Here is a 24,079-nt window from a genome sequence, read left to right as displayed (position 1 = left end):
CGATGACCCTAACCGTCTACGATACCGAACTTCCCTCGCGCCTGCTCCTCGGCACCGCGCAATATCCCTCGCCGGCAATCCTTACCGAGGCGGTAGAGGCTTCCGGAACATCGGTCGTCACCGTCTCGCTGCGCCGCGAGGCGTCGGGCGGCAAAACGGGCGGCCAGTTCTGGTCGCATATACGTTCGCTCGGCGTGCGCGTGCTGCCGAATACCGCCGGCTGCCATTCGGTGAAGGAGGCAGTCGCTACGGCGCAAATGGCCCGCGAGGTCTTCGGCACCAACTGGATTAAGCTCGAAGTTATCGGCAATCACGACACGCTGCAGCCTGACGTCTTCGGCCTGGTCGAGGCGGCTCGCCTGTTGGCCGCCGAGGGCTTTGAGGTTTTTCCATACACGACAGAAGATCTGGTGGTCGCCGAAAAGCTGCTGGAGGCCGGATGCCAGGTGCTGATGCCGTGGTGCGCGCCGATCGGCTCGGCCAAGGGGCCGTTGAATATCGACGCCCTGCGGGCGCTACGCGGGCATTTCCCGGCCGTACCGCTGATCGTCGATGCCGGACTGGGCCGGCCATCGCACGCTGCTGCGGTGATGGAGCTCGGCTTCGACGCAGTGCTTCTCAACACAGCCATTGCGAAGGCTGGCGATCCCGTCGTTATGGCCGGCTCTTTCGCGAAGGTAGTCGAGGCGGGTTGGGCTGCCTATCACGCTGGCATGCTGGAACCGCGCGACATGGCCGTCCCCTCGACGCCCGTCATCGGCAAGGCGGTGTTCTTGTGAAGCTCGACCCATTCTACCTCATTGTCGATAACGCGGCCTGGATCGAGCGCCTGGTGCCGCTCGGCGTGAAACTCGTCCAGCTTCGCATCAAGGATAAGGATGAGGCTGCGCTGCGCGCGGATATCCGCCGCGCGAAGACGGTGTGTGCGGCCCACGAATGCGTGCTGATCATCAACGATCATTGGCGGCTTGCCATCGAAGAAGACGTCGCCTTCGTCCATCTCGGTCAGGAGGATCTTGCCGTGGCGGATCTGCCAACGATCAGGCGCACCGGACTGAAGCTCGGGCTTTCGACCCACGACAATATCGAACTGGAAACGACGCTCGCGGCCGAGCCGGACTATGTCGCTCTCGGCCCGATCTATCCGACCATTCTCAAGAAGATGAAATGGGCGCCGCAAGGGCTAAACAGGATCGCCGAATGGAAGGCGCGCGTGGCTCCCCTCCCCCTCGTCGCCATAGGCGGGCTCAATCCGGAGCGGCTTGCCGGCGTCTTCGAGAGGGGTGCGGATTCAGCAGCGGTCGTCACCGATATCACGCTCAACGCTGATCCGGAGCAACGCACGCGTGAATGGATCGAGGCGACCGCGCCGTGGCGCTAAGGCGCGATCCGCATGTGCTTGTCATTGCCGGTTCGGACTCTTCCGGCGGGGCCGGCATCGCACGCGATATCGAAACCAGCGCCGCTTTCGGATTGCGCGCCTGCCTTGCCGTGACGGCGGTGACTGCGCAGACGCACGAAACGGTGCGGGTGATCGAGTTCATGCCGCCCGATCTGGTTGTCGCGCAGATGCGCGCGGCCTTCCAAAGCAACCAGATTGCGGCGGTCAAGATCGGCATGCTCGGCACCAAGATCGCCGCCGAGGCCATCGCTACGGTTCTCGTCGAAAGGGGCCCTGTCCCGGTCGTGCTTGACCCGGTGCTCGCGTCAACATCAGGTCGCGCACTGACCAACGATGGAATGGCGACGTTCAAACGCTTACTACGGCTTTGCTGTCTGGTCACACCCAACCTGCCGGAGCTGGCGACATTTGCCGCCTCGAAACCGGCCAAGGACGAGGCGGAGATTTTGATGCAGGCGTGGCCTCTGTTCGATGCCGGAGCGCCGGTGGTTCTGGCCAAGGGCGGTCATAGCTCCGGCGAATGGGCGAGCGATCTCCTGCTGCGCCCGGATTGCGAGCCTGTCCGCTTTGAGACGCCTCGATTGAACCGCGGGATGCGGGGAACGGGCTGTATGCTTGCGACCGCGATCGCGGCTCAGTTGGCGTTGGATGCGCCATTGGAAGACAGCGTACGAGTGGCCAAGCAATATGTCTTTCATAAGCTCCGTGCCACCGCGCGCGCGCCTACTGTGAAGTGAAAGCGTTGGATGAAAGTGCGAAGTTGTGGCTGTCATCGGGCTCGGCTAGTCAACAAGCACGGAGCTTGCTGCAAAATGAACCGGCTGAAGCGATCGAAAGCATCGCACTGACACTATCGTTTCGGGCTGTGACCACACTTTCTCTGCGTCAAAGCTTGGAGGGAGACCGCGGCTTGACGGTCACGCAGTCGCTGACCAGACATATTAGAAGCCCTGACCCATTCGCCGATCTGGCCGGCGTTCCTGATCCGACCGCGGCAAAGGCCGCGAAGACTGATGTGAGAGGCTGCGGGAACTGACAGGACAGAACTGGAGCCGTTCTCGCCCGACAGCCCGACAGAGCGTTGGTGCATGGATCCGAATTGAGCGGCAGCCCATCTTTGAAGGGCTGTCGCGGGTCCCGCGTCTTGTTGCCTTGCTTCTTGGACAGGGGCTTTCGGCGTCACCCACAAGGTCAAACTGGCGCGTGTTGACGGCGGCGGATATTGTGTCTGAATGGCATGGCTGCACCACGACGGCTATTGCGGGTGCCGGTTGCTCACCTTAGTCCGCTGAACGGTCCATTTGACCAATGCGCCTATGTGATCGTTGCCCGGCAGTACCAATCCGGGCACCAAGGTGGGGTTAGCGGAGCTAGAAGGTGTTCAAGTCATCTGCTGCAGATTGGCTACGTTGGCAATGTCTTTGTGCGGCGGCAACGTCTGTCCGACATTGTCAATATTTCGGACATTGGGATCTTGGCCCTGGTACCAGCCGCTAGCAGGCGTGCGACGCCCGCTCTCAGGTGACTAGCCAAGCCCGAGCCTTTTCTTGAGTTCGGCATTTTCGTTGCGGAGCCGGGCGGCGAGGAGCGCCTTCAGACGAGCATTTTCTTCTTCAAGCTTTACGAGGTCCTCAAGCTGGCTCCCATGTGGGGCCTCCCCGGCAGCCTTCTTCCACTGATAATAGGTTTGTTCTGATATTCCCGCCTTCTTGACAGCGTCCTTGACGCTCGTTCCCCGGCCTGTCTGCCTCTCGATCTCGCCAAGCTTTTCGGCCCGCTCCCTTTCAGAATATCTTTTTCGGGTTGCAGGAGCGATAGGGGTCGCTTCAGGTAACGAAGGTTGTTTGACCGAACTCTTGGATTTGGTCCGCTGTGGGCGTACCTTCCTCCCGGTTCCCTTTCTCGGCGTCGGCGCCTTTTTCTTAGCGTCAGCTGTCTCTTCCTTCACAGGTGCCTCCGTAGGTACCTGGTTTGAATTGCCTTCCTTGAGGTCAGCCACGAAACCCTCCGTTGCTATGCAAAGCGTCTATTCTCAGGGGCAACCATCAAGCACTCATTGCGTGTAGTCAACACCGCCGAAAAAACGGCACCGCGCCAAGTGCTTGTTCCAAGGCTCTGGTCGAATGCCGGAAATCGGCCTTACGCCGCGATCAATGCTGTCGGCATGTAGAGCCATGGTTCGCAATCAACAATCTTCACGACCCCGCAAGCAAACCGTAACACTTGAGAGCGACCGCCCTAATGCGTTGCGACAGGGCGTTCAGGCCTGTCCAAAATGGCACATGTCGATAGCTCTCAATTGGGCATTGATGGAGAATGGCCTGACGATTCACCCATGGTCCCTACAACTACCGGCTCATAGGTCGGCGCCCGCCGAGAAAGAGGATGGAACCTGTGAAATGCGGACGCACGGACGCAGCATGTTTGATTGCAACATATATAAAAGGAATGATAGTTGAGAGGCGAGCGATGCCCAACAAAACCAGTGCCCGAAAAGTGGCCGGACCGTGAGGTCCGGCAAAAATTTGAAAGTTGAAACCAACAGAGGGGAACGCGCCGATGCAAGGGGGAAACATTCGACGCATTCGGTATATGTGACCGTGTAGGTGGCGATGCAATGACGCGGTGTGGACCAGCACCTGCCTCCGCATAGGGCCACGATAATGCTCTTCGAAGCACGCAATTGATGAAGACTGATAGAATGTTAGACGCCGGACGATAATCCCGCCGAGCCAAAGCCGGCGGCGCTCCAGGACTGCTAAGGCCGCTAGATCCGCCCGTGCTAGCTGAGGCTTGGGCCTCATATTCCGAGGGCTAGACTGGCAGGTAACAGCTGACCAATTGGCATGCTTCCATCTGAATCCGGTCCGAACCCATTCGGGCCATGGATCTGTCGCTGGCAGCTGCTTTGCCCGAGAACCAACCAGCCTGCAGCATGAGTATCAATTCTATGTGGACACAAGGCAGGCTGGGCCCCTCGCCTGTTCCGTGGGCTTCTTGTTTCGACCGGGGCTGCGGCGCGGCCGGTCACGAAGACCGCGTTGTGTCATGACAGCGATCAGGTGGAAACGAAGTGAGCGGCGCCCGGCCAAATCGACCCGATCTAGTTCGATCGTCTGTGTGGACCGCTCCGTCGACGGGGTCACAGGCGCTTACGTCGTCGTCCATGCGCTTGCCGGGGTCTGCGGACGATATCGCAATCGGTAGAATGCGGGGTCTTGAAGCGGCCGCATTAGATGACGGTGAAGGCATATGGTCACGATCGGCATCGATAATGGCTCCACTCGGCGCCAGTGATTTGACTACAAGCGCACTATCACTGAACCTGATAGGATTGTCCTGATACAAACGACTCGCTTGCCGACTGGACCTGCGCTACTGTCCAGTTCTAGTTGGCAAGGGGCAAGACAATGCCATACACCGGTACTCAGGGGATCGTTTACCCGGACGAGCTCAGGACCTTGGAATCTGTTTTCGAAGAAGCCTGTCGCACATCGAAAATCACGCGAGGTTCCGCGGATGCTGAAAACATGGCCCTGAAAATCATGCTGCTGTTCCAGAGCGGCGTGGATGACCGCGGCCGGTTGCTCGAGGCGGCGATTACCGTGCCTGATGCCGACGAGGACAAAACCGATCTACGGTGCAACTGATCCGGCACTGGCCCATCTACAAGGCGCAGCTGTGTCACAAGTGCTGGGCCGCAATTTAACTCCATAGTGGTTCTTGCGCCTGCCCCGCGCTCAGCCCTGCGGGCAATTCTTGCGAAAGGATGTGGTTACACCTCTTTGAAACGGAGCAGTTCTTAATGGACCAACTAGCTGACCGCGTTGCGAAGAATTTGATCTGAACCTCCAGCGACAGTGAAATCATCTCCTGTGGGCTGCTCTTCAAAAACGGAACATCCCCGGGTTTACGCAGTTTGCATTAGCATAGGCTAAACAAACTAGGGGCCGAGCAATGGGCCGAACTCTGCTGGTTTTATCGGCGCTGATGCTCTTCTTCGCTCAGGCAAGGGCGCAGGAATGGCAGCGCTTCGGGATCGAGAGGTTTGGCTTCGTTTTCGACGTGCCACCCGAGTTCGAACTGACGCAACGTTCAGAGAGTGGCGATGGCGCGGCGTTCCATTCCCCCGATGGAGCCCTCCTCGCCGTCTGGGGCATCAACCTTGAACAAGGTGACTTCCTGTCTCGGATCAAAGACCAGATCAGTCAGGACGAAAAGGAAGGCTGGGAATTCACCTATCGGCGGCTGACGCGTGAATGGGCAAGTTACTCGGGAATCAAGGACGATCAGATCCGCTACGTCAGAGCCATAACCGTGTGCGGCGATCGTGCCGCTTTGTTCCTCATGGACTACAGCAGGGATAAAAAAGTTGCCTACGATCCGGTCGTCACCCGGATGGTGCGCTCGCTCAAGCCTGAAGGTTGCTGAGGCTGGTTCGCAAAAGTTTCCCTGGAACGTTGAGGCGTGGGAATCCGTTTTTGCTCCATAACCAACGGTAAGGAGCAAGTCATGACAAACCAGGACCCCGACATTCGCGAAACCCACGATCTCATCGCCAGCGACATGGTGGTCGGCACCAACGTCTATGACGTCCAGGGAAATCACATCGGGCAGGTCGAAAGGCTGATCCTCGAAAAGAGGGGCGGCAGGGTATCCTACGCCGTTCTGAGCTTTGGTGGCTTTTTTGGAATTGGCGACGACTACTATCCGCTGCCGTGGCAGAAGCTGGACTATGACGAGAGCCTTGGAGGTTTCCGGATCGACATCACGAAGGAGCAGGTCGAAGGCGCACCGCGCTATGCCCGCGACCACGATTTCGACTGGGGTGCCGAGAGTGGCCGCCGTGTTTACGACCACTATGGCATCCGGCCGTATTGGGTGTAGCGGCAACCTATTGCGAGTGCTCGCCGGGACCGGAGAGCTTTTCCGGCCGCTGCAGGCACCTTCTTATCGAGTAACCCGCACGATGGGCTATTCGCGGGGTTGATGAAGAACGTTCTGAACAGCTGTGCCCGCGTTGTCCTTCACGAGCAAAAAAAAAATGGCTCCGATGAGCGTTTCGCGGCCTGTCATGGAGTTTGACCGTATCATTCCCCTGCAGCAACCATTGGCTTGGGCTAGTGCGGCAGGCTCGTCCCCAAGATCCATTCCATCTGGATGGGGTAGGTACCTGCCTCGTGCGTACCGGCACCCAAGTAGGCCTTTGCAGAGATTAGGACGTAGACTCATTATCGCGCAGCCATATGCGGATTGCGACGAGTTTGAGGGCAGCGAGGTAGTTCTCGGCGTGCTTGTCGTAGCGGGTCGCGATGCGTCGGAATTGCTTGGCCTTATTGAAGAATCGCTCGACGAGGTTCAGCGCCTTGTAGAGAAAGGGGCTGAAGCAGATCGGGCCCTTGCGGTTGGCCTTGGGCGGGATGTTGGCCCACGCCTTTCGCTCGGTGACGACATTGCGCAAGGCGTTGGCATCATAGCCCTTGTCGGCGAGCAGCATGGCCCCTTCGGGCAAGTCGGTGATCAAGTCCCCTGCTGAAGCGACGTCGCTCTTTTGGCCTGCCGTGAGCGTCAGTTTGATCGGCCTGCCTTGGGCGTCGACAAGAGCATGGATTTTGGTTGTCAGTCCGCCTCTGGAACGACCGAGACAATGATCTTGATCCCCCTTTTTGCCGTCGCGCCCTGTTGATGGACGCGAACAATGGAGGTGTCGATCATCTGCACCCTGCCGTCGTGGGCTTTGGTGATAGCGTCCATGAGGCGGTCCCACACACCTGCTTTCCGCCATCGGACGAAGCGGTTGTAGCAGGTGGTGCGTGGGCCGTATCGCTCGGGTAGGTCTCGCCACGGTGCGCCGGAACGAAGCACCCAGAAAATGCCGTTCAGCACACGGCGGTCGTCAACGCGCGGCCCTCCACGCGGCTTGTTCGGCAGCAGCAATTCAATTGCTCGCCACTCGAAGTCGGTTAGGTCACAACGGCTCATGCTGGGTCTGAATCAGAATCCGGCGTAATATGAAAGGGCCAATGGCAAAATGACCCCATCGCGGACATGGTAACTATGCGTTTAGCCACCAGCAGTCGGCATAGGATAATCTGATCGGTGAAGCTCGCGAAAATCGAGGAATTGTTGTGTTCAACGCAGGCGCCTCACGTCATTCAACTTCTTCGTGCGGATGACGAGTTTGTTCACCGCCTAGAGGCAGCAGGCCATTCTGTCGTCCATCTCGATGGTGCCTCCATGAGAGCGCCGTCCCAAGCCTTCGTGTGCTTTGGTGCCGCGTTCCGCTTCCCTTCATCCGTTGCGAACTATGCAGGCTTCGAGGATTGGATGCGGGACTTGTCGTGGTTGAATACGCCAGGTGCGGGCTGGGTCGTGCTCATTAGGAATGCCCGGCATTTGTTAGGTGGTGAGCGGTCACAGAGGGATACGCTGCTCAGCTCCCTCGCGGCTATCGGCGGCGACTGGGCTAAGCCCGTGAGCCAAGGCGAGTGGTGGGGCCGACCAGCAATCCCATTCCACACCCTGCTGATTGGCTGAAAAGTGTTATCGTGATAACCGCTTTCCACCAAGTCATTCCGCATTTATGAGTTCACGCCTTAGTTATACCAGACCCGCCTTGCGAAGCCCGTCCACCAGCAACTCGAAATCCTCGGGGTTCTTGTAGGGTAACACTTTGCGACGGTATTCCAGGGAGTAGTCGGGATTGACCCGGAACACCTCCTGCCAAGCCGCGCGGGCCTCGTCGAAACGGCCCAGATGGCCGCAACAGGCGGCCAAAAGCGCGCGCGAGACGTCGGTAACGGGATTGCGAGTCAGCCGCTGCTTCAGTAAGCCTGCCGCCTCCTCGTATCTTCCCAGTTGAAACGACGCCAAGGCGTGGAAGTGCAAAAGCACATCCGGAAAGTAAGGGTTCAAGATCTTCGCCTGTTCGAAATACTTGAGTGCCTCCTCGGCCCTCGCCGAGTAGTACAGCGCCTCGCCGAGGCTGACGTGGCCTTCAACGAAGTTCGGATTGAGGGCTATCGCACGTTGGGCCTCGCTGATGGCTTTGTCGTGCCGCCGCATGTACAGGTTGCCTAAACTTAGCGCCCAATGCGCCCAAGGATTGCGATCATCCAGCGCTACGGCTCGTGTCGCAACCACTTCCGCCTGCTCGAGCGATTTCGGCGGCGACGGGCTCCATCGGTTCACGTAGTCGAGTGCGTGGGTGAGAGCTAGGAAGGCGTACGCCGAGGCGAACTTCGTGTCCAGTTCGATGGCACGTTGCAGAAGTTCTCGGGCCGCAATGTTCGTCTCCTTTGTCAGCCGGTGCCACAGTTCTCGGCCGCGCAGGAAATAGTCATACGCCTCCACGTTGCCGGTGTGCTCGGTCGCGAGCCGCTGCCGGTCGCCCTCCGTCAGGCTGAGCGCGAGCGCGTCGACAATTTGCTGCGTCACGTCGTCCTGCACGGCAAAGATGTCGGTCAGGTCGCGATCAAAACGCTCTGCCCACAGATGTCCACCCGTGGTCGCGTCAATAAGCTGCGCGGTGATGCGCACCCTGTTGCCGGACTTGCGGACGCTGCCCTCCAGCACGTAATGCACACCGAGATTGCGGCTCACCTCCTGAACGTTCACGTTCCTGCCCTTGAAAGTGAAGGACGAATTGCGGGCGATCACGAACAACTGCGACAGCTTTGAGAGAGCTGTGATGATGTCTTCTGAGATTCCGTCGGCGAAATATTCCTGCTCGGCATCACCACTCATGTTAGCAAAGGGCAGCACGGCAATCGACAGTTTCGGCGGCGGTGCCGTCGCCAGCCGGCCCGACACGGCTTCGGAGATCGCTGTTGCCTTTGCATCGGCGCTGCCGACACGCAGCAAATACACCCGGATCGGCTCGGCGATGTTCTTGAGCTGCGTGCTGCCGAGATCGCTGACTGAAAGGTCCAACCTCGCCTTGACCTGGCGATAGGCGTCCTCCGACAGGCAGATGGCTCCCGGGGCAGCGACGCCCTCCAGACGCGAGGCGATGTTGACGCCGTCGCCCATCAGGTCGCCGTCGTTTTCCTCCACTACGTCGCCCAGATGAATCCCGATACGAAACTCGATGCGGCGGTCCTGCGGAACGCCGGCATTTCGCTCGACCATGCCGTTCTGCACTTCCAACGCGCAACGCACGGCATCTACCACACTGCGGAACTCAACCAGCGCCCCATCCCCGGTCCGCTTGACCACGCGTCCGTTGTGGACGGCGATGGTCGGATCGATCAGGTCGCTGCGCAGGGCCCGCAACCTGGCCAAAGTACGGTCTTCATCCTCCCTCGCCAGCCGGCTGTAGCCGACCACGTCGGCGGCCAGGATCGCGGCTAGCTTGCGGTTCTCGCTCACAGGGCATCTCCTAGTCTCCATGATAACACGAAGATACCGCGAACGAAGACGTCTGGTTCCCGCTCAAAGGGACGGTGGGTGAGGTCGCGGCGCTCGCCATCATGCCTGAAGCTTGCGATGTCGAGCACCGATCGGGAAGTTAACGCGTGCGCTTCGGCAACTTCGACGGTGAGCACGCCGCCGACCGCACATTACTGGACAAGGACTGCCCAGCCCACACTTTCGGATATTCGACACCGTGGCATCGAAAGCCCGCTCGGGGGTCAGGCGTTCGCGTTCGGCAGCGTTGCGGCCGCGCAGCATATCGTTGAGGTGACCGTTGCTCACGCGACGGACCGCCGCGGTTTTCACCCCAAGGCGCGAGCATGTGGGCTTCGCCGGAACAATCCTCGCAAACGGCTGTGTAGCACACCTCCAACGCGAACAAGTGTTCGTGAGTGGGCTGGGCATGAGCCTGCGGCGCCACGTTGTGGCAGCGTCGTGTTTTCTAACTCATTTGCCGAGACTGAACCATGATGAGGGTACCAAGGGCAGTATGGCGCTCACCTGGATTCTGGCCATCGTCATTCTCGTGCTGGCGATAGCCGCGCTCGTCAAATTTCTGACGAACTGAGCGCTGTTCGGCAACCACGACCGGAGCGGGGCAACGAGTGAGGATCAAGATATCGTGGTCGAAACCGGAAGCAGCGGCTTTATAGGCTCGGCGCTTTTCGAAAGCTTGCCGGGTGTCACTTCGGATGGGTCCAAGGCCTAGCCGATCGCCGACGGGGGCTGGCGCGACAAGCTCCACGACCTCGTCACTATGGGCCAGTTCTAGCAATCAAGACGCTTAGGGGCCGACCGTTGGCGTTCGTTCTTCATGGGCGACGCTCTCCCCGGAAGCGGCATTGACAAGAGTCCAGGCTTCGAAGCGCCGGCGAGCAAACGGGTCGCGGCCGCCGCTCTCGGAGTAACGATCCTATGGACATTCGCCTCAAGAAAGAGCTCAAGTCCCGCCACAACCGGTCGCACGCGCCACGTGGACATCACAACTGCGCAGGTTGTGACCGCTTGATCGGATGGAAGGCTTCCCGTTTATTGACACTCTTCAGGCGGGTATGTGCCGGCAAGGACGAGGGCAGAATGACGAAGCTGACAATCGGATCCGACGGGGCGTTGGCCTCCCGCCGCGTACGCTGGGCGGCCCTATCAATTTCTTCATGATGTCAACGCACACGGCAGCCCAACTTGCCGACGAGCCCGCCGCGCCCGAGCAGGCGGTCGCCATCGAGCCTTTGGCGCGCGACGAAGCGATTGAGGAGCGGATTGGCCGGATCCTCGAAGCGACCGGCTGGTATCGCAGCGTAGAGATTGCGGTCGACGAGGGGATCGTGTTCCTTGACGGGATCGCGGGTTCCCAGGAGCAGCGGACGTGGGCGCGCGATCTGGCAGCGCGGACCGAGGGCACGGTTGCCGTGGTGAACCGGATTGAGGTGCGCGAGGAGGTGAGCTGGAACTTCGCGCCCACTCTTTCCGAGATCGAGGCGCTGGCCCGCAAGATCGCAGCAGCGCTGCCGCTGATCGCGCTTGCGGTGCTGATCCTGCCACTCGCCTGGTGGCTGTCAAGCGCGATCGCCTCGCTCATGCGCCGAGTGCTCGCGCCTCGCGTCGAGCAGGACTTCTTGCGCAACGTTATAGCGCGGGCAATCGCAATCCCGGTACTCCTGCTTGGCGTTTATCTTCTGCTGCAGGTTGCGGGGCTGACGGGGCTTGCGGTCTCGCTGCTGGGCGGCGCGGGCGTGATCGGCATCGTGCTTGGCTTTGCGTTCCGAGACATCGCCGAGAATTTCCTCGCGAGCCTTATGCTGAGCATCCGCCGGCCTTTTAGGCAGGGCGACGTGATCGGTGTGGCGGCGTTGAAGGAGTCGTGCAGACGATGAACACGCGATCGACGGTCCTGCTGACAATTGACGGCAACCACGTGCAGATACCTAACGCGACGATTTTCAAGAGCACGATCATGAACTACACGGCGGCGCCGGCGCGCTGGGTGACGGCGGAGGTGGGCATCGGCTACGATGCCTCGATCAGTGACGCGCAGCGCCTGATCGCGGAGGTCTTGCGCGGACACGACGCGATCCTGAACGAGCCACCGCCGATGGTGCTGGTCGATGCGCTGGGGGCGGCGACGGTGAACCTGAAGGCGCATTTCTGGATAGACGGGCGTACGCTTTCACCGCACAGGGTGCGATCTTCGGCGCTGCGACTCATTAAGCGGGTGCTCGTCGAGCACGACGTTTCAATGCCGGATGAAGCGCGCGAGGTAATTTTCCCGCAGGGCGTGCCATTTGTTTGTGTGGGCGAGATGAAGTCGAAGGTGGCGCCCGCCCCGGCTTCGGCTGCAGCTCCAAACAGGCCCATGGCCGAGCCGAACACGGAGGCAACCTCGGCCGAGGGCGGGCTGGGAAATGAGATCAGCGAACTGCCACACGACATTGCTAACGCGACCATTCCCGAGGCTGCTTCAGGAAACCTCTTATCGGGCCAATAGCGGCGATGTGACTATAGAACGGACTAGAAGGCTTCGACGCAAGAGCCGGCAGCCCCGGCTCAGCTCAGCGTGACAAGCCTCAAAGGTCCGATGTCTCTATCGTAAATAGGCTCGCGCAGCGGCGGTGGCGCAGTTCTCGACGGCTAGGTCCAAGTGTGCACCGCCGAGCGGTGCCGCCGTCATCGTGCTCGGCGGGCTTTCGGTAGTCGCCCTCATCACCTGGCTGGAGGGCCTGGGGGCACGCTCTGGCGCGACTGGCTGACCACCCCGACCACAAGAAGATCGATTCCGGGCCCATCCGTCCGCGTAGAAAAGCAGCCGATGATTCTCCCATGCCGGCGTTGGGTGGCGCCGTTCAGTGCCTTGATGCGCTTTACGCCACCCGGTACGACGCCAACGTGGGCATCAGCTACTCCGTGTCTGCGGGTTTCTGGATCGGCGCCTTCGCCGGGTTTCCCCGCACCCAGCCCGTGGCAGCGCCTCCGGCGCGATGGGCGGAACGCCGCCGCACTGCCTTCAGCACGACGTTGTTCTCGAGATCCGGCTTCTTGTCGGCAACTACGTAGATGGGAAGGCCGCGGACAAGAACCTCATGCATACCATGATTGCAGTGTTCGCGGCGTTCAGGATCGTTCTCTTGGGGTTTTATCCACCGTCCACCACAAGATTGCCGCCGCCATCACGGCGTTCCTCTTCGGCGTTGCCGGTTACGGGCTGGTGCCCAGCGCTCAGATGCGGGTGTTGAGCAAGGCGGAAGGCGCGTCCCCGTTGGCCTCGGCGACGAACATTTCCGCGTTCAGCGTCGGGGTGATGTTCAGCGCAGCGCTGGGCGGCGCGGCCTCAGCGCAGGATTCGGCGTCATGTACGTCACCTGGGTCTGCGCTATCGCCGCGGCGACCGGCTTTCTGCTCGCGCTGTACTCCCGCGCGCTTGATCGGTCGGTCCCTGTCAACAAGTCCCGGGTCGCGTGAAAATAGCGCATTGCGTTTTGCCTCAATGCGGGCGAGCGCAGGGGCCCGATCGTCCAGCGCCCGCTGCCGGTCGGGAGGCAATCAACGCCGGCGCACCAGCGACAGAGCCGAGCGGGCGCCCATGGTTTTGTTCTGATCCGCTGTGGGTCCCGACAATCTCAGAGTGCGAACGCAACTTGGTGAGCCGGTTCGTGCCGGCGGGAGACCAATTCAGACTGTTCGAGTTTGTGCGGGCTAGGACAACCGTCGGCGCGCCACAGCCTGCCCCGAAGCCCTGCCCTCAGCTGCGGTTCTGGCGGCGACTGGCCCAATTGGCTCTCCTAATTGGCCGTGCAGAGACGACTTTGCGCGACGGGAAGTCACAATCTGCCTTGCACCTCATTCCACATAGCAGTCATATTCGCCGCAAGGAAAGAAGTGTGACGCCGGCCGACCTGACTGAGTAGGGACCTGTTTATGTCAAACGAACTTGATGATCTCAGCCGCCATGTCGCCGCCGGCAAGCTGACGCGGCGTGATTTTCTGGGCCGCGCCGCTGCTCTCGGCGTCAGCACTACCTTCGCTAATTCGCTGCTTTCCTCCGCTGCCCGCGGTGCGGGTCCGGTGAAGGGCGGCATTCTTCGCGCCGGCATGCAGGGCGGGGCCGCTACCGACAGCCTCGACCCGGCGACATGGTCGAGTCAGGTTCCCTATTTCTTCGGTCGCCAATGGGCCGAACAGCTCGTGCAGATTTCCGCCGAAGGCGAGGTGAAGCCAGCACTCGCCGAGGAGTGGAGCGCCTCCGACGACGCTAAGGTCTGGACTTTCAAGATCCGCAAGGGCGTAGAGTTCCACAACGGCAAGGAGATGACGCCGGCCGACGTCGTCGCGACGATGGAGCGCCACTCCGACGCGAATTCAAAATCGGGCGCGCTCGGCATCATGGGTGGCATCGACGATGTTAAGGCGGACGGCGACACGGTCGTCTTCTCGCTCAAGGACGCCAATGCCGACCTGCCCTTCCTGCTAGACGACTATCACCTGATGATCCAGCCCAATGGCGGCAAGGACAACCCGGCCGAAGGCATCGGTACCGGCCCCTATAAGATTACTGTGAATGAGGCGGGCTTGCGCCTTGGTGGCGAAAAGTTCGCCAATTACTGGCGCGATGACCGCGGCTTCGCCGATCAGATCGAGATCATCATCATTAACGATGCGACGGCACGCACCGCCGCCCTCCAAGGCGGGCAGGTCGACATCATCAACCGCGTCGAGCCTAAGGTCGTTGAACTCATCAAGCGCGTGCCCGGCGTGACGATTCAGAACGTTGCCGGCAAAGGCCATTATGTCTTCATCGCCCACTGCAATACCGCGCCCTTCAACAATAACGATTTGCGGCTGGCGCTGAAATTCGCACTAAACCGCGAGGAGATGGTCCAGAAGATACTGATGGGCTACGGGTCGGTCGGCAACGACACGCCGATCAACAAGGCCTACCCGCTCTTCACTGAAATGGAGCAGCGCACCTACGATCCCGAAAAGGCTGCCTTCCATTATAAGAAGTCTGGCCATTCAGGTCCGGTCCTGTTGCGCACATCGGATGTTGCCTTTCCGGGGGCCGTCGATGCCACCCAGCTCTATCAGCAGAGTGCCGCAAAAGCCGGTATCACCATCGAGGTTAAGCGTGAGCCCGGCGACGGGTACTGGTCCGAGGTCTGGAACAAGCAGCCTTTCTCGGCCTCTTACTGGGGAGGACGGCCGACGCAGGACCAGATGTATTCCACGGCCTATTATTCCAAGGCGGACTGGAACGACACGCGCTTCTTCCGCGAGGACTTCGACAAGATGCTGTTCCAGGCGCGCGCGGAACTGGACGCCGAGAAGCGTAAGAAGATTTACGCCGATATGGGCGCGATCGTGCGGGACGAGGGCGGAGCTATCACTCCTATGTTCAACGACTTCATCGACGCGACCAGCGCCAAGGTCGGCGGCTGGATCCCGGACGGGAACCAAGAGATGATGGGCGGCTACGCTCTGTCCAAGTGCTGGCTCATCGCCTGAGACCTTGCCCTCATATGCCCATTCCGGTTTCGCCGACCTTGAACGGCGGTAACAGGGGTTCGATTACCTTGGGCGTACCAACATTTTCAATGGCTTAGCTATATATGGGCATATCCGATCGGATATCAGTAAAATATATAGCTATGCACGTAGGCAAACGCCCGTGAACACAAGTTCCTTGAATGAGCTATCTGTAGCAAGGATTTGACCTACAACCCAATCCGACGCGGCGCGATTTAAGGGCAATTCAAGGGGCGCAATGAAAAAGGCCCGCCACTGTGAGCGGCGGGCGCTAGTTCCGGTCAGTGTCTTTGTCCCTTTGCCCGTCCGCGAGGATATCCCCAGGTTAGCTGGATAATATGCGCGCGGCGGTTGAAGCACTGGATACTCGAGTGGTGTGACTTTGCTGCCGCAGACATAAAAACGCTTACCCGTTTCCACATTCCGTGCTGCTCGTTTGGCAAACCGGCTTCGAGTTCCAGCATCGCGGACAGCACCAGTTGACTTGTGCCTGCATACTTCGGAAGCGAATCCTTGCCGGAGATCAACCCTTCGACTAGCCGACGCGAGAGACGCTGCGGCTCGCCTTCCTCCTGAAAAAGATAGTAGCGGGTGGACATGCGCTATCGTTTCCTGTCCCTGCCATAGAACAGTTGGCATAAAACCGGATCAGATGGTCGAATTCAATCGTCAGGCCCGGAGGAAATGCCGGATGCCGGGCGCAGCATACAACCGAGTTCGCGAATGTTACCGCCGCATTGAGCAACGGTAACAGAGGGGATCACTCAAAAGTCTTGCCGTTCAATGCATTGGTGGGCGAATGTTGCCGCGTTACCGTTGTTACCGGTCCCTTGAGGGTCAATGGCAACAATGCCTCTCCTCCTAGTGCTCGCTGCAATCGCGTGGATTTGTTTCGGCGAACCGTCGGCAACGTTCGCCCTTTCGTTCTGGCCAGATTCGGCTGCGCCCTGGGAGACTGTGGACGCCTTTTACTCCCCGAGCCGACAAGACCTTTCGAAAGTCGAAATCGCGGAACGCCTGGAAAAGCGTCATGGCTTGCCAAGACTGGGTGCTCGGACGCTCATCGATGAACGGCGATCCTGACCGAATTCGCGGCTACTACGAATGTGGAGTTGGCTCTCCCGAGGCGATATGGGCGTGAGAATATATCGGCAGACCGTGCGGTGAGCCTACGCCGGTCAGGGATGGGGTGAAAATTCTAGCCGGAACTTGGTCGCCAGTCACCAACGTCGTGAGCAGCCGGCTCGTCGTGTGTGAGCCAGACGCTAAGCCCGTCGCGATACATCCGGGCGAACAGGCTGTCGGGGAAGTGCTCGAGCGCCTTGTCGCGCAGCCAGGGCTCGACCTGGCCCCAATATTGAACGCGACCTTCGGCGACGAAGCCGTTGAGTGGATCGCCGAGCTTCACCTCGATGCCGCCATCCCAAAACCACGACACCGAAACATTGATCTCGCTATGGTAGAGGTCCTGCATGATGCTCATCGGGATCACTCCTGCCTCAGATTTCAATGCCTCAAAGGAGCAACGGTTCCTGGCTCTGATAACTCCTCCCGCACGTCCGTTAGCGTGGCGTTTCGCAACCCGCCTTCACCCCTCACGAAACGCACGCGGCCGACCAGACCAGGCTGCACCCACTGCGCCCCAGCCTTCCTGAGACCTTTCGGCGCTGGGCCGGGACTGGTTTTCACCCGTTCCCACAGCCGCTCACGTCGCGCTCCTTTGAGCGCGACAATAGCGCTGCCGACATACTTTCGATCCGGTGTCGCCATCAGCGCCTGCGCCGCCTGGCCAGGCTCGCGCACTACGCCGAGCAGCTCAAAGTCGGATTCGACGAAGCACTTCGCCTTCAGCCAGGCTTTCGATTGTCCGCTCCGGTAACGGCTGTCGGTGCGCTTCGAGACGATCCCCTCGAGACCCATCTGCTCGACCACGCGGAAGATCGCCGCAGCGTCACCTTCGAAGCTCTCGCTGAACTGGATCCGGCCCGGCTTGTCCCTCACTAGCTCCGCGAGCTTCTGTCGGCGCTCGATCAGCGGCTTTGCGCGTAGATCGTCCCCATCGAAATGCAGCAGGTCGAAAGCGACGAACGAGAGCCGGCTCGGTTCACTCCTGATGGCGCGGCCGATCGCGTTGAAGTCGGACGCGCCGATCTCGTCGGGGACGACGATCTCGCCATCGATGATAGCCGACCGGCACGGCAGCCCCTGTCCCGCGAGCGCTATCGGCCAGAGCTTCGCTGACCAATCGTGGCCGTTGCGCGTATAGACGCATGCCTCGCCGTTTTGGACAACGATCTGGCCCCGATAGCCGTCGAACTTGACTTCGTGAATCCAGCCTTCGCCCTCCGGTGGCTGATCCACCAGGGTCGGAACTTGCGGGGGAATGAACTCGAGCCGCTTCACGCGGAGAATTTAGTGATTGATTCGTATTTTAGGAGTCTCTGAAATGCAAAGTCACGCTACGCCTTTCGGGGTAGCGCCAGACGCAAGAAACCCGCCGGAGGCCTTACCTAATGCAGCGGCGGGTTTCTCGTTCCAAAGGATGGTATCGGGACCCACCTTGGAGAACTCAATAACTGCCAAGATGAAGGCTTGTTCCGGACGGCGACACATTACCGACAGCCCCGGCAACCCCTGTCGGTTGATTTCCAAGGGCTTCCTGCCACACTCGGCGAATCCATGCTGCGATAGGGGGAGGGGCAATTGGCGCGACGGGAGTTGACGTTGAACGATCACCGCAAATTCCAGATCGATGAACGCGGCCAACTGATTTGGGATGGACAGCCAGTAGTGCTGGAGCAGCGCTTTACCCTTGGATGGTGGGAACTGCGCATCGCCGGCTTAGCCTCGATTGCCGCTTTGATCGGAGCGGTCTTCCCGATTGGTATCCACTTCGGCTGGTGGTGACCGTTTGCGGAACCTGCCCGGCTGCGGAGACGAGGCCGGGCTTTCGCTTACCCGCGTTTCCTGCGACACTCGGCAAGTCCACGCGACACGGGAGGGTTGCGATGGCTGGTGCTGCGATTGTTCTCTCGGCCGCATTATCCCCGCTGGAGTTTTCATTCTGGCGAGCTTTGACACGTTAGGCAACATTGACGGAATTACTGTCTACTTTGCTGCGCTGGGGCTCCCAGTCCCGCTTGCGATGACTTTTGCCAGCGCCCATTTCGAATTATCGGCGGGCGTTTGTGTCCTGGTCGGATTCCACACGCGAATTGCATCCTGGCTGTTGGCTGTTTGTCTCGTGGCGGCGTATGTCGCTCACTACGGGCAAGGGGGAGACAATCCTGCGCTGGTCCTCATGAATACTAAGGCTTGATGAAAAACATTGCCGGCGCGCCGTCCCGGTCCTGGATATCAGCGGCATGGATGACGAGGTCCACCAGCAGGCCGAGTGTGTCGACAACGACATGGCGCTGCGGTCCATCACCTTCTTGCCGGCGTCAAACCCACCGCCGCTTTCCGTGGTGTTGACCGACTGGCTGTCGATGACGCCTGCAGTGGGACTGGCCTCTCTGCCCTCCCGTTCCATTACGTGATAGTCAGACACGCGTATGCTGCCGAAATCCGCAAAAACTGATCAGAGTGCCTCGCTTTATACAGCATCGTCAAAGGAAGTGGCGTCGGGTGATTGCCATTCCGCAGTCTGCCTACCCACGCACCTCCGGACATCCGTCAGCACGGGTTCGGCTGAGGCATATATGGCAGCAGCGGCTCGCCGCAGGCTGCACGGCGCTTGTTGAGCCAATCCTCCATCTCGCGGTCGATCTCGACAGGATCGCGACTGGGAGCCACGTAGCCGGCCGGAGGACGCTTCATGCGCCACCAATGCTCGAGCACGCGCCACCGGATCTCGCCGACCAGATCACCGGCCACATTGAACAGCTCGGTGCTGTTGCGCTGAGATTGTGTACCGGGCGGAGTTGGCAGCCCCAGGCCGCCATGATCTTCCCGTCGGGCGTGCATGCGGTCTGCCAAGAGGTCCAACCCTTTAGGCGGTCGGCCTGAACGCTCCGATCGACTAGATCGAACATTTCGATCGTCGAAGGCTTCTTGATCGATGCTTTGACGCATGGATCGGTCATTTTCGCGCTGAAATGCATCAAATTCCCTTCTGGTGCAACATCTCAACACTGCCAGGGTACAGCCATGCAGCAGCTTCTTTGTCAAATATAGGGAACAGTCCGGCTTCGGCGTGGTTGGGCGGCCATCAACGGGACATCGAAGACCGATGGCTGAGCGTAAAGACCGCAGATCCCAAATCGACAAATTTAACGAGGCCGTTCGCGACCACGAAACGGACGAGTCCGGAACCTTTGAACTCGGGTTGAAGATCGTGCGATCAAACCCCAGAGAAGCCGCCGACAGGCGCGCCGTTGCAGAAGCCAAGGCGGCACGCGCAAAGCGTATGCCCAGTGACAGGCCCTGACCGCGACCCGGCTCCTCATTTGCGAATGGGGAGTGCCGAAGCGCCAACCAGGTCAGACGCTTCAACTCTCGACCCGACCCGGAGTAGGTCGTTCCTCCCACCTCCGGGCCACTAGCCTGAGCAATTCCGATCGAAGCGGATTGGTTCCCTAATGTGACCCGAGGCCTCAAGCCCGCTCCCGCGCGCGATCGCAAGAGCGGGCCCTGCGGGGACATGGCGGCCCCGCGTGCAGGTTGTCGCTATGGGACGGGAGGGGCCGTCATGAGCGATCCTGCGAGGCAGGAACTAGCCATTGCGGAGAGATGTTCCCCAAAAAAGAGCGCGGCCGAAGGGCAAAAATGCGCAGATTGCAAGCTGCACGCCATAGAGCCGAATGTGAGGGTGGGGTTGATTAGGCCAGAATGCCGCGAGAGCGAGCGAATGCCTCCACTTTGGCACGCACGGTTTCGGCGTCGCATTCGTCTGCCATGGCGTCTCGACAGGCGTCGAGCGCCGCCACGTGAGCTGGACCGCGACCACAAGCCGGCCATTCATTCAAGACCTTAAAGGCTTCCCACAGGCTTCCGATGTCGTGCGGGTATGCGAGCCCGACCAAGATCGGTACGGGCTGGGTAAATTGCTTGTTGCCCATCGGGACCTCCAAATGGCCGGCCTGAGAACCCGCCATAGGCCAGCATAACTGACTGCCGATCGCGCGCGACTTGGCAATGCGGTGCAGTGCCCTCAGGCAATAGGCGAGGAGGCATCGACGATGTGGCGAGCAGCCTCTCTTCGCGGACGTGCGAAAGACTGCGCCGTCGATCTTGCTCCAGTTCAGATTGTCAGGAATAATGTCCTAGTGCGGCGATTCTCAGTCCATCGGAGATAGCCATGTCCGGGCGTAAGCAACCAACCCAACTCACCCAGCCCGAAGTCGCGCGGTTCATGTCGGCCGCGACCGAATTGCACCGCGCCTGCTGCGGCCCGATCATCTCGCCCCAGTGCGATCATTCGTGGGTGCTGACAGAACTGAATACGGCAATCGCCACGGCCATTGAGGCAGTCACTGGCGACAAAGCGCCATAGATGCAGACGCCGAGGGCCGAACTGCATCCGGGCATAAAGCGAGAGAGCTGAACGCAAGAAGCCCGCCGCGCAAGATGGGGCTTGGATCAACGGCGGACTTCGTTTCCAAGGGATGCGTCGAGGGGGACGACTGATCCTTGGACTCATCAAACGGCGACGGCTAAGTCCGGTTCCAATAAATGTGCTGCCTGCAGTCGGTATACCACTCTGTCCGGATTTAGACAGCGACACCGAGATACGTCATTTTTAAATGACGGCTCTTCCGGGTCTCTCCTATATTCGTCCTGGCTAATATGCGTGAACTAAAAGGCCCGGCCGACAATGCCCCGTTCGGTCAGGCCTACTTTTCGTATTTGCTTCCCTGCCCTGCCTTATCAACGCCGCCTTTGCCGCGGAGGACCTAATCTTCGGCATTTACAAGTTGCCGACGAAAGCCCGGTCGGCCCCTCCCCACCCCCGCCCAGCCGGCCGGGCATTCTCCTTCCACCCTGACCTTCCTGGCCTCACAGACCACCCCGTCGGAACCCATTTAGGAGCACTGCCGTTAGACGACGACGGCGGGCTTCCGCGTGCTTGTGGCTGGGGGGCCCAACAAACTCTGCGAGCCTGCTGTCACCTCAACCGACCGGTCCACGTTCAGCAACATCTCCGCCCGTCGGATCACGAAAGCCATAAAATGGCGGGGAATGCTCCCACGACTGCGATGAGTGCGGCGTAGATCACGAGTGTGATCATCGCGGATTGGGCGGGATGTTCCTGAACGTGCTCGTGCCAGTCGTATGAATCATTCATCGTGAATCCCCTTTGCGTGCCAATGGGAAATTAAGGCCGACTTCGTACGCCAGGGCCACAACCCCGAGCCTGTCGTTTTTCAAGCGCTGTCGATGCAATGCAGATATGCCGCAATCATCGTCGCTGTTCCTCCTCTGGATCAGCGATTCATTCTGCCCGATGTGAGTGCACAGTTTCTGGTGTGGCGACGGGATAACGCAGTCACCGCAAAGTACTTTATGGGATGAACTTGCCATCCCATAGACGCTGGATAAGTTATACCATAGACGCGGGCTCCCAGAACACGGTCTCAGGGTTGATACTAAGCGCGGCGAAATGCTCGCAAAATGATTAAGCGCTACGGCGACCTGACATTGATCGTGCAGAGGTCAAGTCGCTAGTTCGGCCTGCTTTCCAAGGCCTTGACGACTGCGCCGTGACTTCTATTCCGTCGGCATATACGGCAGCGGAGGCTCTCCGCGGCCGCACGGCGCTTGCTGCCAGCGCCCCTCCGAGTGATCTAATTCCTGAACACAAGAAGGCCCGACCGGAAGGGACGTAACGGTCGGGCCTCAGTCGAACCAGGGGAGGTCTGTGCCCTGAGCCCTTAAGAAAAATCTACTTACCGGGCCGAAAATTGTCGTTAGCTTCACGTCCAGCAACTTATCCCGGGAGACATATCTCACCGTCAGTGCATGTTCGACCTCAGAGGCTTGGCGAGGCTGGGATCGTGCCCACTGGCGTGGTGTAGCTGACGGCATTGGTCGCCGTGCTCTCCGGCATGGGCCGGAATGATCAGCGCGCCACTGCCGGCAGGCTGATGAGCGGATCATCGCTCATCTGGCTGATGGTCTCACGATGGGGTGGATGCCAGCCTTCTCCGACGGCATCGCAATGTGCCAAGTTTGTGGTGTTAGCGCCACGCAAGGAGAGGCAGGCATCCATGGAAAAGGTTACCATCATCAGGGGTCGATCTGGCAAAGAACGTCTTTCAACTGCACGGGGCGGCAGCTGACGGATCAGTCGTATTTCGCAAGAAGCTGTCGCGCTTGCAGTTTTGCAAATTCATGGCGGGTCATCCGGCATGTGTCGTGGACCCGCGCCTCACGAGCGAAGGCGGCTGACGTCAGTGTTATCGCCGCACCAACCCCGCTGCGACAACAGCCGCCACGATGTCGTGAACGAAGCGCCACTGATGGGACGTAGTCCTTTACCTGCTCCATGCGCGTACGGAGGTGATCATGGTAGCTTGCCTCTCTAGGCGAGTGGGATGCGGGATTCCACGCTGACATTCGCGAATGACGAAGCCAGGACATAAACACGCTTGTCCTCACTAAGGTTGCACGTCGCTTGTAGGCCGGCTTCGTTGACGTTAAATTCTTCCCCAGCGAGCGCCATGTCAGTGCACTTCAAAATTATTCCGGCATTGGCGCCGAGTACTTTCAAAAACGCCGAGCCGCGCCCTTTCTCAAACTCTGGCGACGCCAAAATGGCATTCCACGACGCAAGGATATTAGGCACAAACCTAGCCTGAATGATCTCGGCGCGAGCATCGAGGGGTGCTGCGTATGCCTCGCGGAGGCTTTCGGACGCCAGGCTCTTTGGCTCACTGGTTCCTAAGTCAACGGGCAGCGACACCTCGTAGTAGCAGATCCCTGTGTCATCATCGGTGCCGATGACCACCATCATCGCGTTGTCGTAATCGAGTATAGAATTGTTGCATCTGAGCTGCTTGCGCTCAGCCATTGCTGACGATGCAATTGCAACAGCCAAGATTGCAAAAGCTATTGTGCAAAATGATTTCACGCCCGATACGCCCCGCCGCCACCAACACTTAACCTGTCGAGCCAATTGCTTAACATTTGGACGATGTGATAGTGGTCCCGCAGTATGTATATACCTGTGCGGATGCATTCAATCACCACCTCGGTGACTAAGCGACCAAGGTCCGGCTTTTCCCGCCGCCGGCTTGGTTCGAATGAAAAGCCCGTCCGGGATACGGGCTTTTCGGATGCACTTTTAGATCAATGGACAGTAGCGGAACAGACGGAGCTAGAGTGTGATGGGACACTTCCGCCACCGTCATCGTACAATACGCCTGGTCGGCAACGAGTTCCACAGAAATGTATCATTCTGGGACACAGAAATGTATCATTCTGGGACAGGGAAACCCTTGGTTAATGATTGGGGCGCAGCATCGTAACTGTCGGGGACGGGGAATATTGGCCCCGATGCGCGTCCCGGGGGCGATCCCACCCACTCTTCGCCCATCAGGCAATCCGGGACGTTGCCCCCGCGCTCGATCAGCCGTGGGCTGCGCATCCGCCGGCTTGCACCAGCCGGCCGCCAAGCAGGAAGAGATCCGGCGAGCGGTGCTGTTGCTGACAAGCCCGGCGAATAGTTAGTCGAATCGACTCTGCCGCGTCAGACCTTGAGTAGCGCCAGCCGCTCGAGGTCGTGGGTCGCGGCGCACAAGCACG

Annotated in this window: 24 protein-coding genes and 3 pseudogenes; 15 read left to right on the top strand and 12 right to left on the bottom strand. The window is 59.7% G+C overall.

All coding sequences use genetic code 11. The annotated features are described in order from the left end of the window. Nucleotides 1-2 precede the first annotated feature (2 nt). Genes ABVK50_RS30570 through ABVK50_RS30560 form a run of 3 tightly spaced genes read left to right on the top strand, consistent with a single transcriptional unit; the run spans nt 3 to nt 2,139 of the window. On the top strand, nt 3-779 hold the full coding sequence (locus ABVK50_RS30570) for a thiazole synthase (protein ID WP_353646685.1): 777 nt from the start codon (nt 3-5) through the stop codon (nt 777-779). Continuing rightward, nucleotides 776-1,381: a thiamine phosphate synthase gene (locus ABVK50_RS30565; protein WP_353646684.1), complete on the top strand. Its 606-nt coding sequence runs from the start codon at nt 776-778 to the stop codon at nt 1,379-1,381. Before ABVK50_RS30570 ends, ABVK50_RS30565 begins: the two co-directional genes overlap by 4 nt. Continuing rightward, nucleotides 1,351-2,139 carry a hydroxymethylpyrimidine/phosphomethylpyrimidine kinase gene (locus ABVK50_RS30560; protein WP_353646683.1) on the top strand — a complete coding sequence of 263 codons (789 nt, stop codon included), beginning with the start codon at nt 1,351-1,353 and terminating at the stop codon, nt 2,137-2,139. The genes ABVK50_RS30565 and ABVK50_RS30560 overlap by 31 nt, the downstream gene beginning before the upstream one ends. 788 nt (nt 2,140-2,927) lie before the next feature. On the opposite strand, the gene ABVK50_RS30555 is transcribed toward ABVK50_RS30560, so the two are convergent. After that, nucleotides 2,928-3,401: a transposase gene (locus tag ABVK50_RS30555; protein ID WP_353646682.1), complete on the bottom strand. Its 474-nt coding sequence runs from the start codon at nt 3,399-3,401 to the stop codon at nt 2,928-2,930. Nucleotides 3,402-4,812: 1,411 nt separating this feature from the next. Here ABVK50_RS30555 and ABVK50_RS30550 point away from each other — a divergent pair. The 3 genes from ABVK50_RS30550 (at nt 4,813) to ABVK50_RS30540 (ending at nt 6,289) form a co-directional block, all read left to right on the top strand. After that, nucleotides 4,813-5,052, top strand: a complete 240-nt coding sequence (locus ABVK50_RS30550) for a hypothetical protein (RefSeq protein WP_353646681.1) — start codon at nt 4,813-4,815, stop codon at nt 5,050-5,052. 307 nt (nt 5,053-5,359) lie between these two features. After that, on the top strand, nt 5,360-5,833 hold the full coding sequence (locus ABVK50_RS30545; protein ID WP_353646680.1) for a hypothetical protein: 474 nt from the start codon (nt 5,360-5,362) through the stop codon (nt 5,831-5,833). Nucleotides 5,834-5,914: 81 nt separating this feature from the next. Continuing rightward, entirely contained in the window at nt 5,915-6,289 is a 375-nt protein-coding gene (locus ABVK50_RS30540; RefSeq protein WP_353646679.1) for a PRC-barrel domain-containing protein, read from the top strand. 328 nt (nt 6,290-6,617) lie between these two features. On the opposite strand, the pseudogene ABVK50_RS30535 reads toward ABVK50_RS30540, so the two are convergent. Further along, a pseudogene (locus ABVK50_RS30535) lies at nt 6,618-7,384 on the bottom strand (IS5 family transposase). Nucleotides 7,385-7,501: 117 nt separating this feature from the next. Between ABVK50_RS30535 and ABVK50_RS30530 the strand changes: the two are divergent. After that, on the top strand, nt 7,502-7,939 hold the full coding sequence (locus ABVK50_RS30530; RefSeq protein WP_353646678.1) for a barstar family protein: 438 nt from the start codon (nt 7,502-7,504) through the stop codon (nt 7,937-7,939). A 63-nt stretch (nt 7,940-8,002) separates the two neighbouring features. Here the strand turns inward: ABVK50_RS30530 and ABVK50_RS30525 are convergent, their stop codons facing one another. Next, nucleotides 8,003-9,772, bottom strand: coding sequence for an adenylate/guanylate cyclase domain-containing protein (locus tag ABVK50_RS30525; RefSeq protein WP_353646677.1), 1,770 nt, complete (start codon nt 9,770-9,772; stop codon nt 8,003-8,005). Nucleotides 9,773-10,139: 367 nt separating this feature from the next. On the opposite strand from ABVK50_RS30525, the gene ABVK50_RS30520 reads away from it, so the two are divergent. The 3 genes from ABVK50_RS30520 to ABVK50_RS30510 all read left to right on the top strand — a co-directional run bounded on the left by ABVK50_RS30520 (nt 10,140) and on the right by ABVK50_RS30510 (nt 12,302). Beyond that, nucleotides 10,140-10,385, top strand: coding sequence for a hypothetical protein (locus ABVK50_RS30520; protein WP_353646676.1), 246 nt, complete (start codon nt 10,140-10,142; stop codon nt 10,383-10,385). A gap of 586 nt (nt 10,386-10,971) precedes the next feature. After that, the gene (locus tag ABVK50_RS30515) at nt 10,972-11,691 is read left to right on the top strand and encodes a BON domain-containing protein (RefSeq protein ID WP_353646675.1); all 720 of its coding nucleotides are present in this window, start codon (nt 10,972-10,974) and stop codon (nt 11,689-11,691) included. Beyond that, nucleotides 11,688-12,302 carry a mechanosensitive ion channel domain-containing protein gene (locus ABVK50_RS30510; protein WP_353646938.1) on the top strand — a complete coding sequence of 205 codons (615 nt, stop codon included), beginning with the start codon at nt 11,688-11,690 and terminating at the stop codon, nt 12,300-12,302. The genes ABVK50_RS30515 and ABVK50_RS30510 overlap by 4 nt, the downstream gene beginning before the upstream one ends. A 409-nt stretch (nt 12,303-12,711) precedes the next feature. Here the strand turns inward: ABVK50_RS30510 and ABVK50_RS30505 are convergent, their stop codons facing one another. After that, nucleotides 12,712-12,900, bottom strand: coding sequence for a hypothetical protein (locus tag ABVK50_RS30505; protein WP_353646674.1), 189 nt, complete (start codon nt 12,898-12,900; stop codon nt 12,712-12,714). A gap of 829 nt (nt 12,901-13,729) precedes the next feature. Between ABVK50_RS30505 and ABVK50_RS30500 the strand changes: the two genes are divergently transcribed. Continuing rightward, the gene (locus ABVK50_RS30500) at nt 13,730-15,313 is read left to right on the top strand and encodes an ABC transporter substrate-binding protein (RefSeq protein WP_353646673.1); all 1,584 of its coding nucleotides are present in this window, start codon (nt 13,730-13,732) and stop codon (nt 15,311-15,313) included. Between the two features lie 302 nt (nt 15,314-15,615). Here ABVK50_RS30500 and ABVK50_RS30495 read toward each other — a convergent pair whose 3' ends face one another. From ABVK50_RS30495 to ABVK50_RS30485, 3 genes are all read right to left on the bottom strand, one after another. Next, the gene (locus ABVK50_RS30495; RefSeq protein WP_353646672.1) at nt 15,616-15,933 is read right to left on the bottom strand and encodes a hypothetical protein; all 318 of its coding nucleotides are present in this window, start codon (nt 15,931-15,933) and stop codon (nt 15,616-15,618) included. A 599-nt stretch (nt 15,934-16,532) separates the two neighbouring features. After that, the gene (locus ABVK50_RS30490) at nt 16,533-16,817 is read right to left on the bottom strand and encodes a hypothetical protein (RefSeq protein WP_353646671.1); all 285 of its coding nucleotides are present in this window, start codon (nt 16,815-16,817) and stop codon (nt 16,533-16,535) included. Nucleotides 16,818-16,840: 23 nt separating this feature from the next. Then, complete coding sequence (locus ABVK50_RS30485) at nt 16,841-17,695, bottom strand: RNA ligase family protein (protein WP_353646670.1); 855 nt, start codon at nt 17,693-17,695, stop codon at nt 16,841-16,843. A 363-nt stretch (nt 17,696-18,058) separates the two neighbouring features. Here ABVK50_RS30485 and ABVK50_RS30480 point away from each other — a divergent pair, with 363 nt between their 5' ends. Together ABVK50_RS30480 and ABVK50_RS30475 are read left to right on the top strand one after the other, a co-directional pair. Beyond that, nucleotides 18,059-18,241 carry a hypothetical protein gene (locus ABVK50_RS30480; RefSeq protein WP_353646669.1) on the top strand — a complete coding sequence of 61 codons (183 nt, stop codon included), beginning with the start codon at nt 18,059-18,061 and terminating at the stop codon, nt 18,239-18,241. Next, nucleotides 18,216-18,653, top strand: a complete 438-nt coding sequence (locus tag ABVK50_RS30475) for a DoxX family protein (protein ID WP_353646668.1) — start codon at nt 18,216-18,218, stop codon at nt 18,651-18,653. The genes ABVK50_RS30480 and ABVK50_RS30475 overlap by 26 nt, the downstream gene beginning before the upstream one ends. Nucleotides 18,654-18,666: 13 nt before the next feature. On the opposite strand, the pseudogene ABVK50_RS30470 reads toward ABVK50_RS30475, so the two are convergent. The 3 genes and pseudogenes from ABVK50_RS30470 to ABVK50_RS30460 all read right to left on the bottom strand — a co-directional run. Continuing rightward, nucleotides 18,667-18,869, bottom strand: a pseudogene (locus tag ABVK50_RS30470) (transposase); the annotation flags it as partial. Nucleotides 18,870-19,009: 140 nt separating this feature from the next. Beyond that, a complete protein-coding gene (locus tag ABVK50_RS30465; RefSeq protein ID WP_353646667.1) occupies nt 19,010-19,504 on the bottom strand; it encodes a hypothetical protein in 495 nt (164 codons plus the stop codon). Between the two features lie 650 nt (nt 19,505-20,154). Further along, entirely contained in the window at nt 20,155-20,394 is a 240-nt protein-coding gene (locus ABVK50_RS30460) for a DUF982 domain-containing protein (protein WP_353646666.1), read from the bottom strand. A gap of 239 nt (nt 20,395-20,633) precedes the next feature. Between ABVK50_RS30460 and ABVK50_RS30455 the strand changes: the two genes are divergently transcribed. Then, complete coding sequence (locus ABVK50_RS30455) at nt 20,634-20,828, top strand: hypothetical protein (protein ID WP_353646665.1); 195 nt, start codon at nt 20,634-20,636, stop codon at nt 20,826-20,828. A 660-nt stretch (nt 20,829-21,488) separates the two neighbouring features. On the opposite strand, the gene ABVK50_RS30450 is transcribed toward ABVK50_RS30455, so the two are convergent. Then, on the bottom strand, nt 21,489-21,620 hold the full coding sequence (locus ABVK50_RS30450; protein ID WP_353646664.1) for a hypothetical protein: 132 nt from the start codon (nt 21,618-21,620) through the stop codon (nt 21,489-21,491). A 953-nt stretch (nt 21,621-22,573) separates the two neighbouring features. On the opposite strand from ABVK50_RS30450, the pseudogene ABVK50_RS30445 reads away from it, so the two are divergent. Continuing rightward, nucleotides 22,574-22,690, top strand: a pseudogene (locus ABVK50_RS30445) (IS110 family transposase); the annotation flags it as partial. Between the two features lie 166 nt (nt 22,691-22,856). Here ABVK50_RS30445 and ABVK50_RS30440 read toward each other — a convergent pair. Further along, nucleotides 22,857-23,345 (bottom strand): hypothetical protein, encoded by a 489-nt coding sequence (locus ABVK50_RS30440; protein WP_353646663.1) that lies wholly within the window; start codon nt 23,343-23,345, stop codon nt 22,857-22,859. Nucleotides 23,346-24,079 lie beyond the last annotated feature (734 nt).

Source organism: Mesorhizobium sp. WSM2240 (assembly GCF_040438645.1).
Taxonomy (GTDB): domain Bacteria; phylum Pseudomonadota; class Alphaproteobacteria; order Rhizobiales; family Rhizobiaceae; genus Allomesorhizobium.
The sequence above is the reverse complement of the archived record's forward strand: the minus strand, read 5'-3'. Positions and strand labels throughout refer to the sequence as shown.

Excerpts from the sequence above, each read along its gene's own strand:
- ABVK50_RS30510 (WP_353646938.1), top strand. The coding sequence starts at position 11,688 with ATGAACACGCGATCGACGGTCCTGCTGACAATTGACGGCAACCACGTG.
- ABVK50_RS30550 (WP_353646681.1), top strand. The coding sequence starts at position 4,813 with ATGCCATACACCGGTACTCAGGGGATCGTTTACCCGGACGAGCTCAGG.
- ABVK50_RS30500 (WP_353646673.1), top strand. The coding sequence starts at position 13,730 with ATGTCAAACGAACTTGATGATCTCAGCCGCCATGTCGCCGCCGGCAAG.
- ABVK50_RS30505 (WP_353646674.1), bottom strand. The coding sequence starts at position 12,900 with ATGCATGAGGTTCTTGTCCGCGGCCTTCCCATCTACGTAGTTGCCGAC.
- ABVK50_RS30440 (WP_353646663.1), bottom strand. The coding sequence starts at position 23,345 with ATGGCTGAGCGCAAGCAGCTCAGATGCAACAATTCTATACTCGATTAC.
- ABVK50_RS30455 (WP_353646665.1), top strand. The coding sequence starts at position 20,634 with ATGTCCGGGCGTAAGCAACCAACCCAACTCACCCAGCCCGAAGTCGCG.
- ABVK50_RS30460 (WP_353646666.1), bottom strand. The coding sequence starts at position 20,394 with ATGGGCAACAAGCAATTTACCCAGCCCGTACCGATCTTGGTCGGGCTC.
- ABVK50_RS30545 (WP_353646680.1), top strand. The coding sequence starts at position 5,360 with ATGGGCCGAACTCTGCTGGTTTTATCGGCGCTGATGCTCTTCTTCGCT.
- ABVK50_RS30515 (WP_353646675.1), top strand. The coding sequence starts at position 10,972 with ATGATGTCAACGCACACGGCAGCCCAACTTGCCGACGAGCCCGCCGCG.
- ABVK50_RS30570 (WP_353646685.1), top strand. The coding sequence starts at position 3 with ATGACCCTAACCGTCTACGATACCGAACTTCCCTCGCGCCTGCTCCTC.
- ABVK50_RS30490 (WP_353646671.1), bottom strand. The coding sequence starts at position 16,817 with ATGAGCATCATGCAGGACCTCTACCATAGCGAGATCAATGTTTCGGTG.
- ABVK50_RS30450 (WP_353646664.1), bottom strand. The coding sequence starts at position 21,620 with ATGAATGATTCATACGACTGGCACGAGCACGTTCAGGAACATCCCGCC.
- ABVK50_RS30560 (WP_353646683.1), top strand. The coding sequence starts at position 1,351 with ATGGATCGAGGCGACCGCGCCGTGGCGCTAAGGCGCGATCCGCATGTG.
- ABVK50_RS30495 (WP_353646672.1), bottom strand. The coding sequence starts at position 15,933 with ATGTCCACCCGCTACTATCTTTTTCAGGAGGAAGGCGAGCCGCAGCGT.
- ABVK50_RS30540 (WP_353646679.1), top strand. The coding sequence starts at position 5,915 with ATGACAAACCAGGACCCCGACATTCGCGAAACCCACGATCTCATCGCC.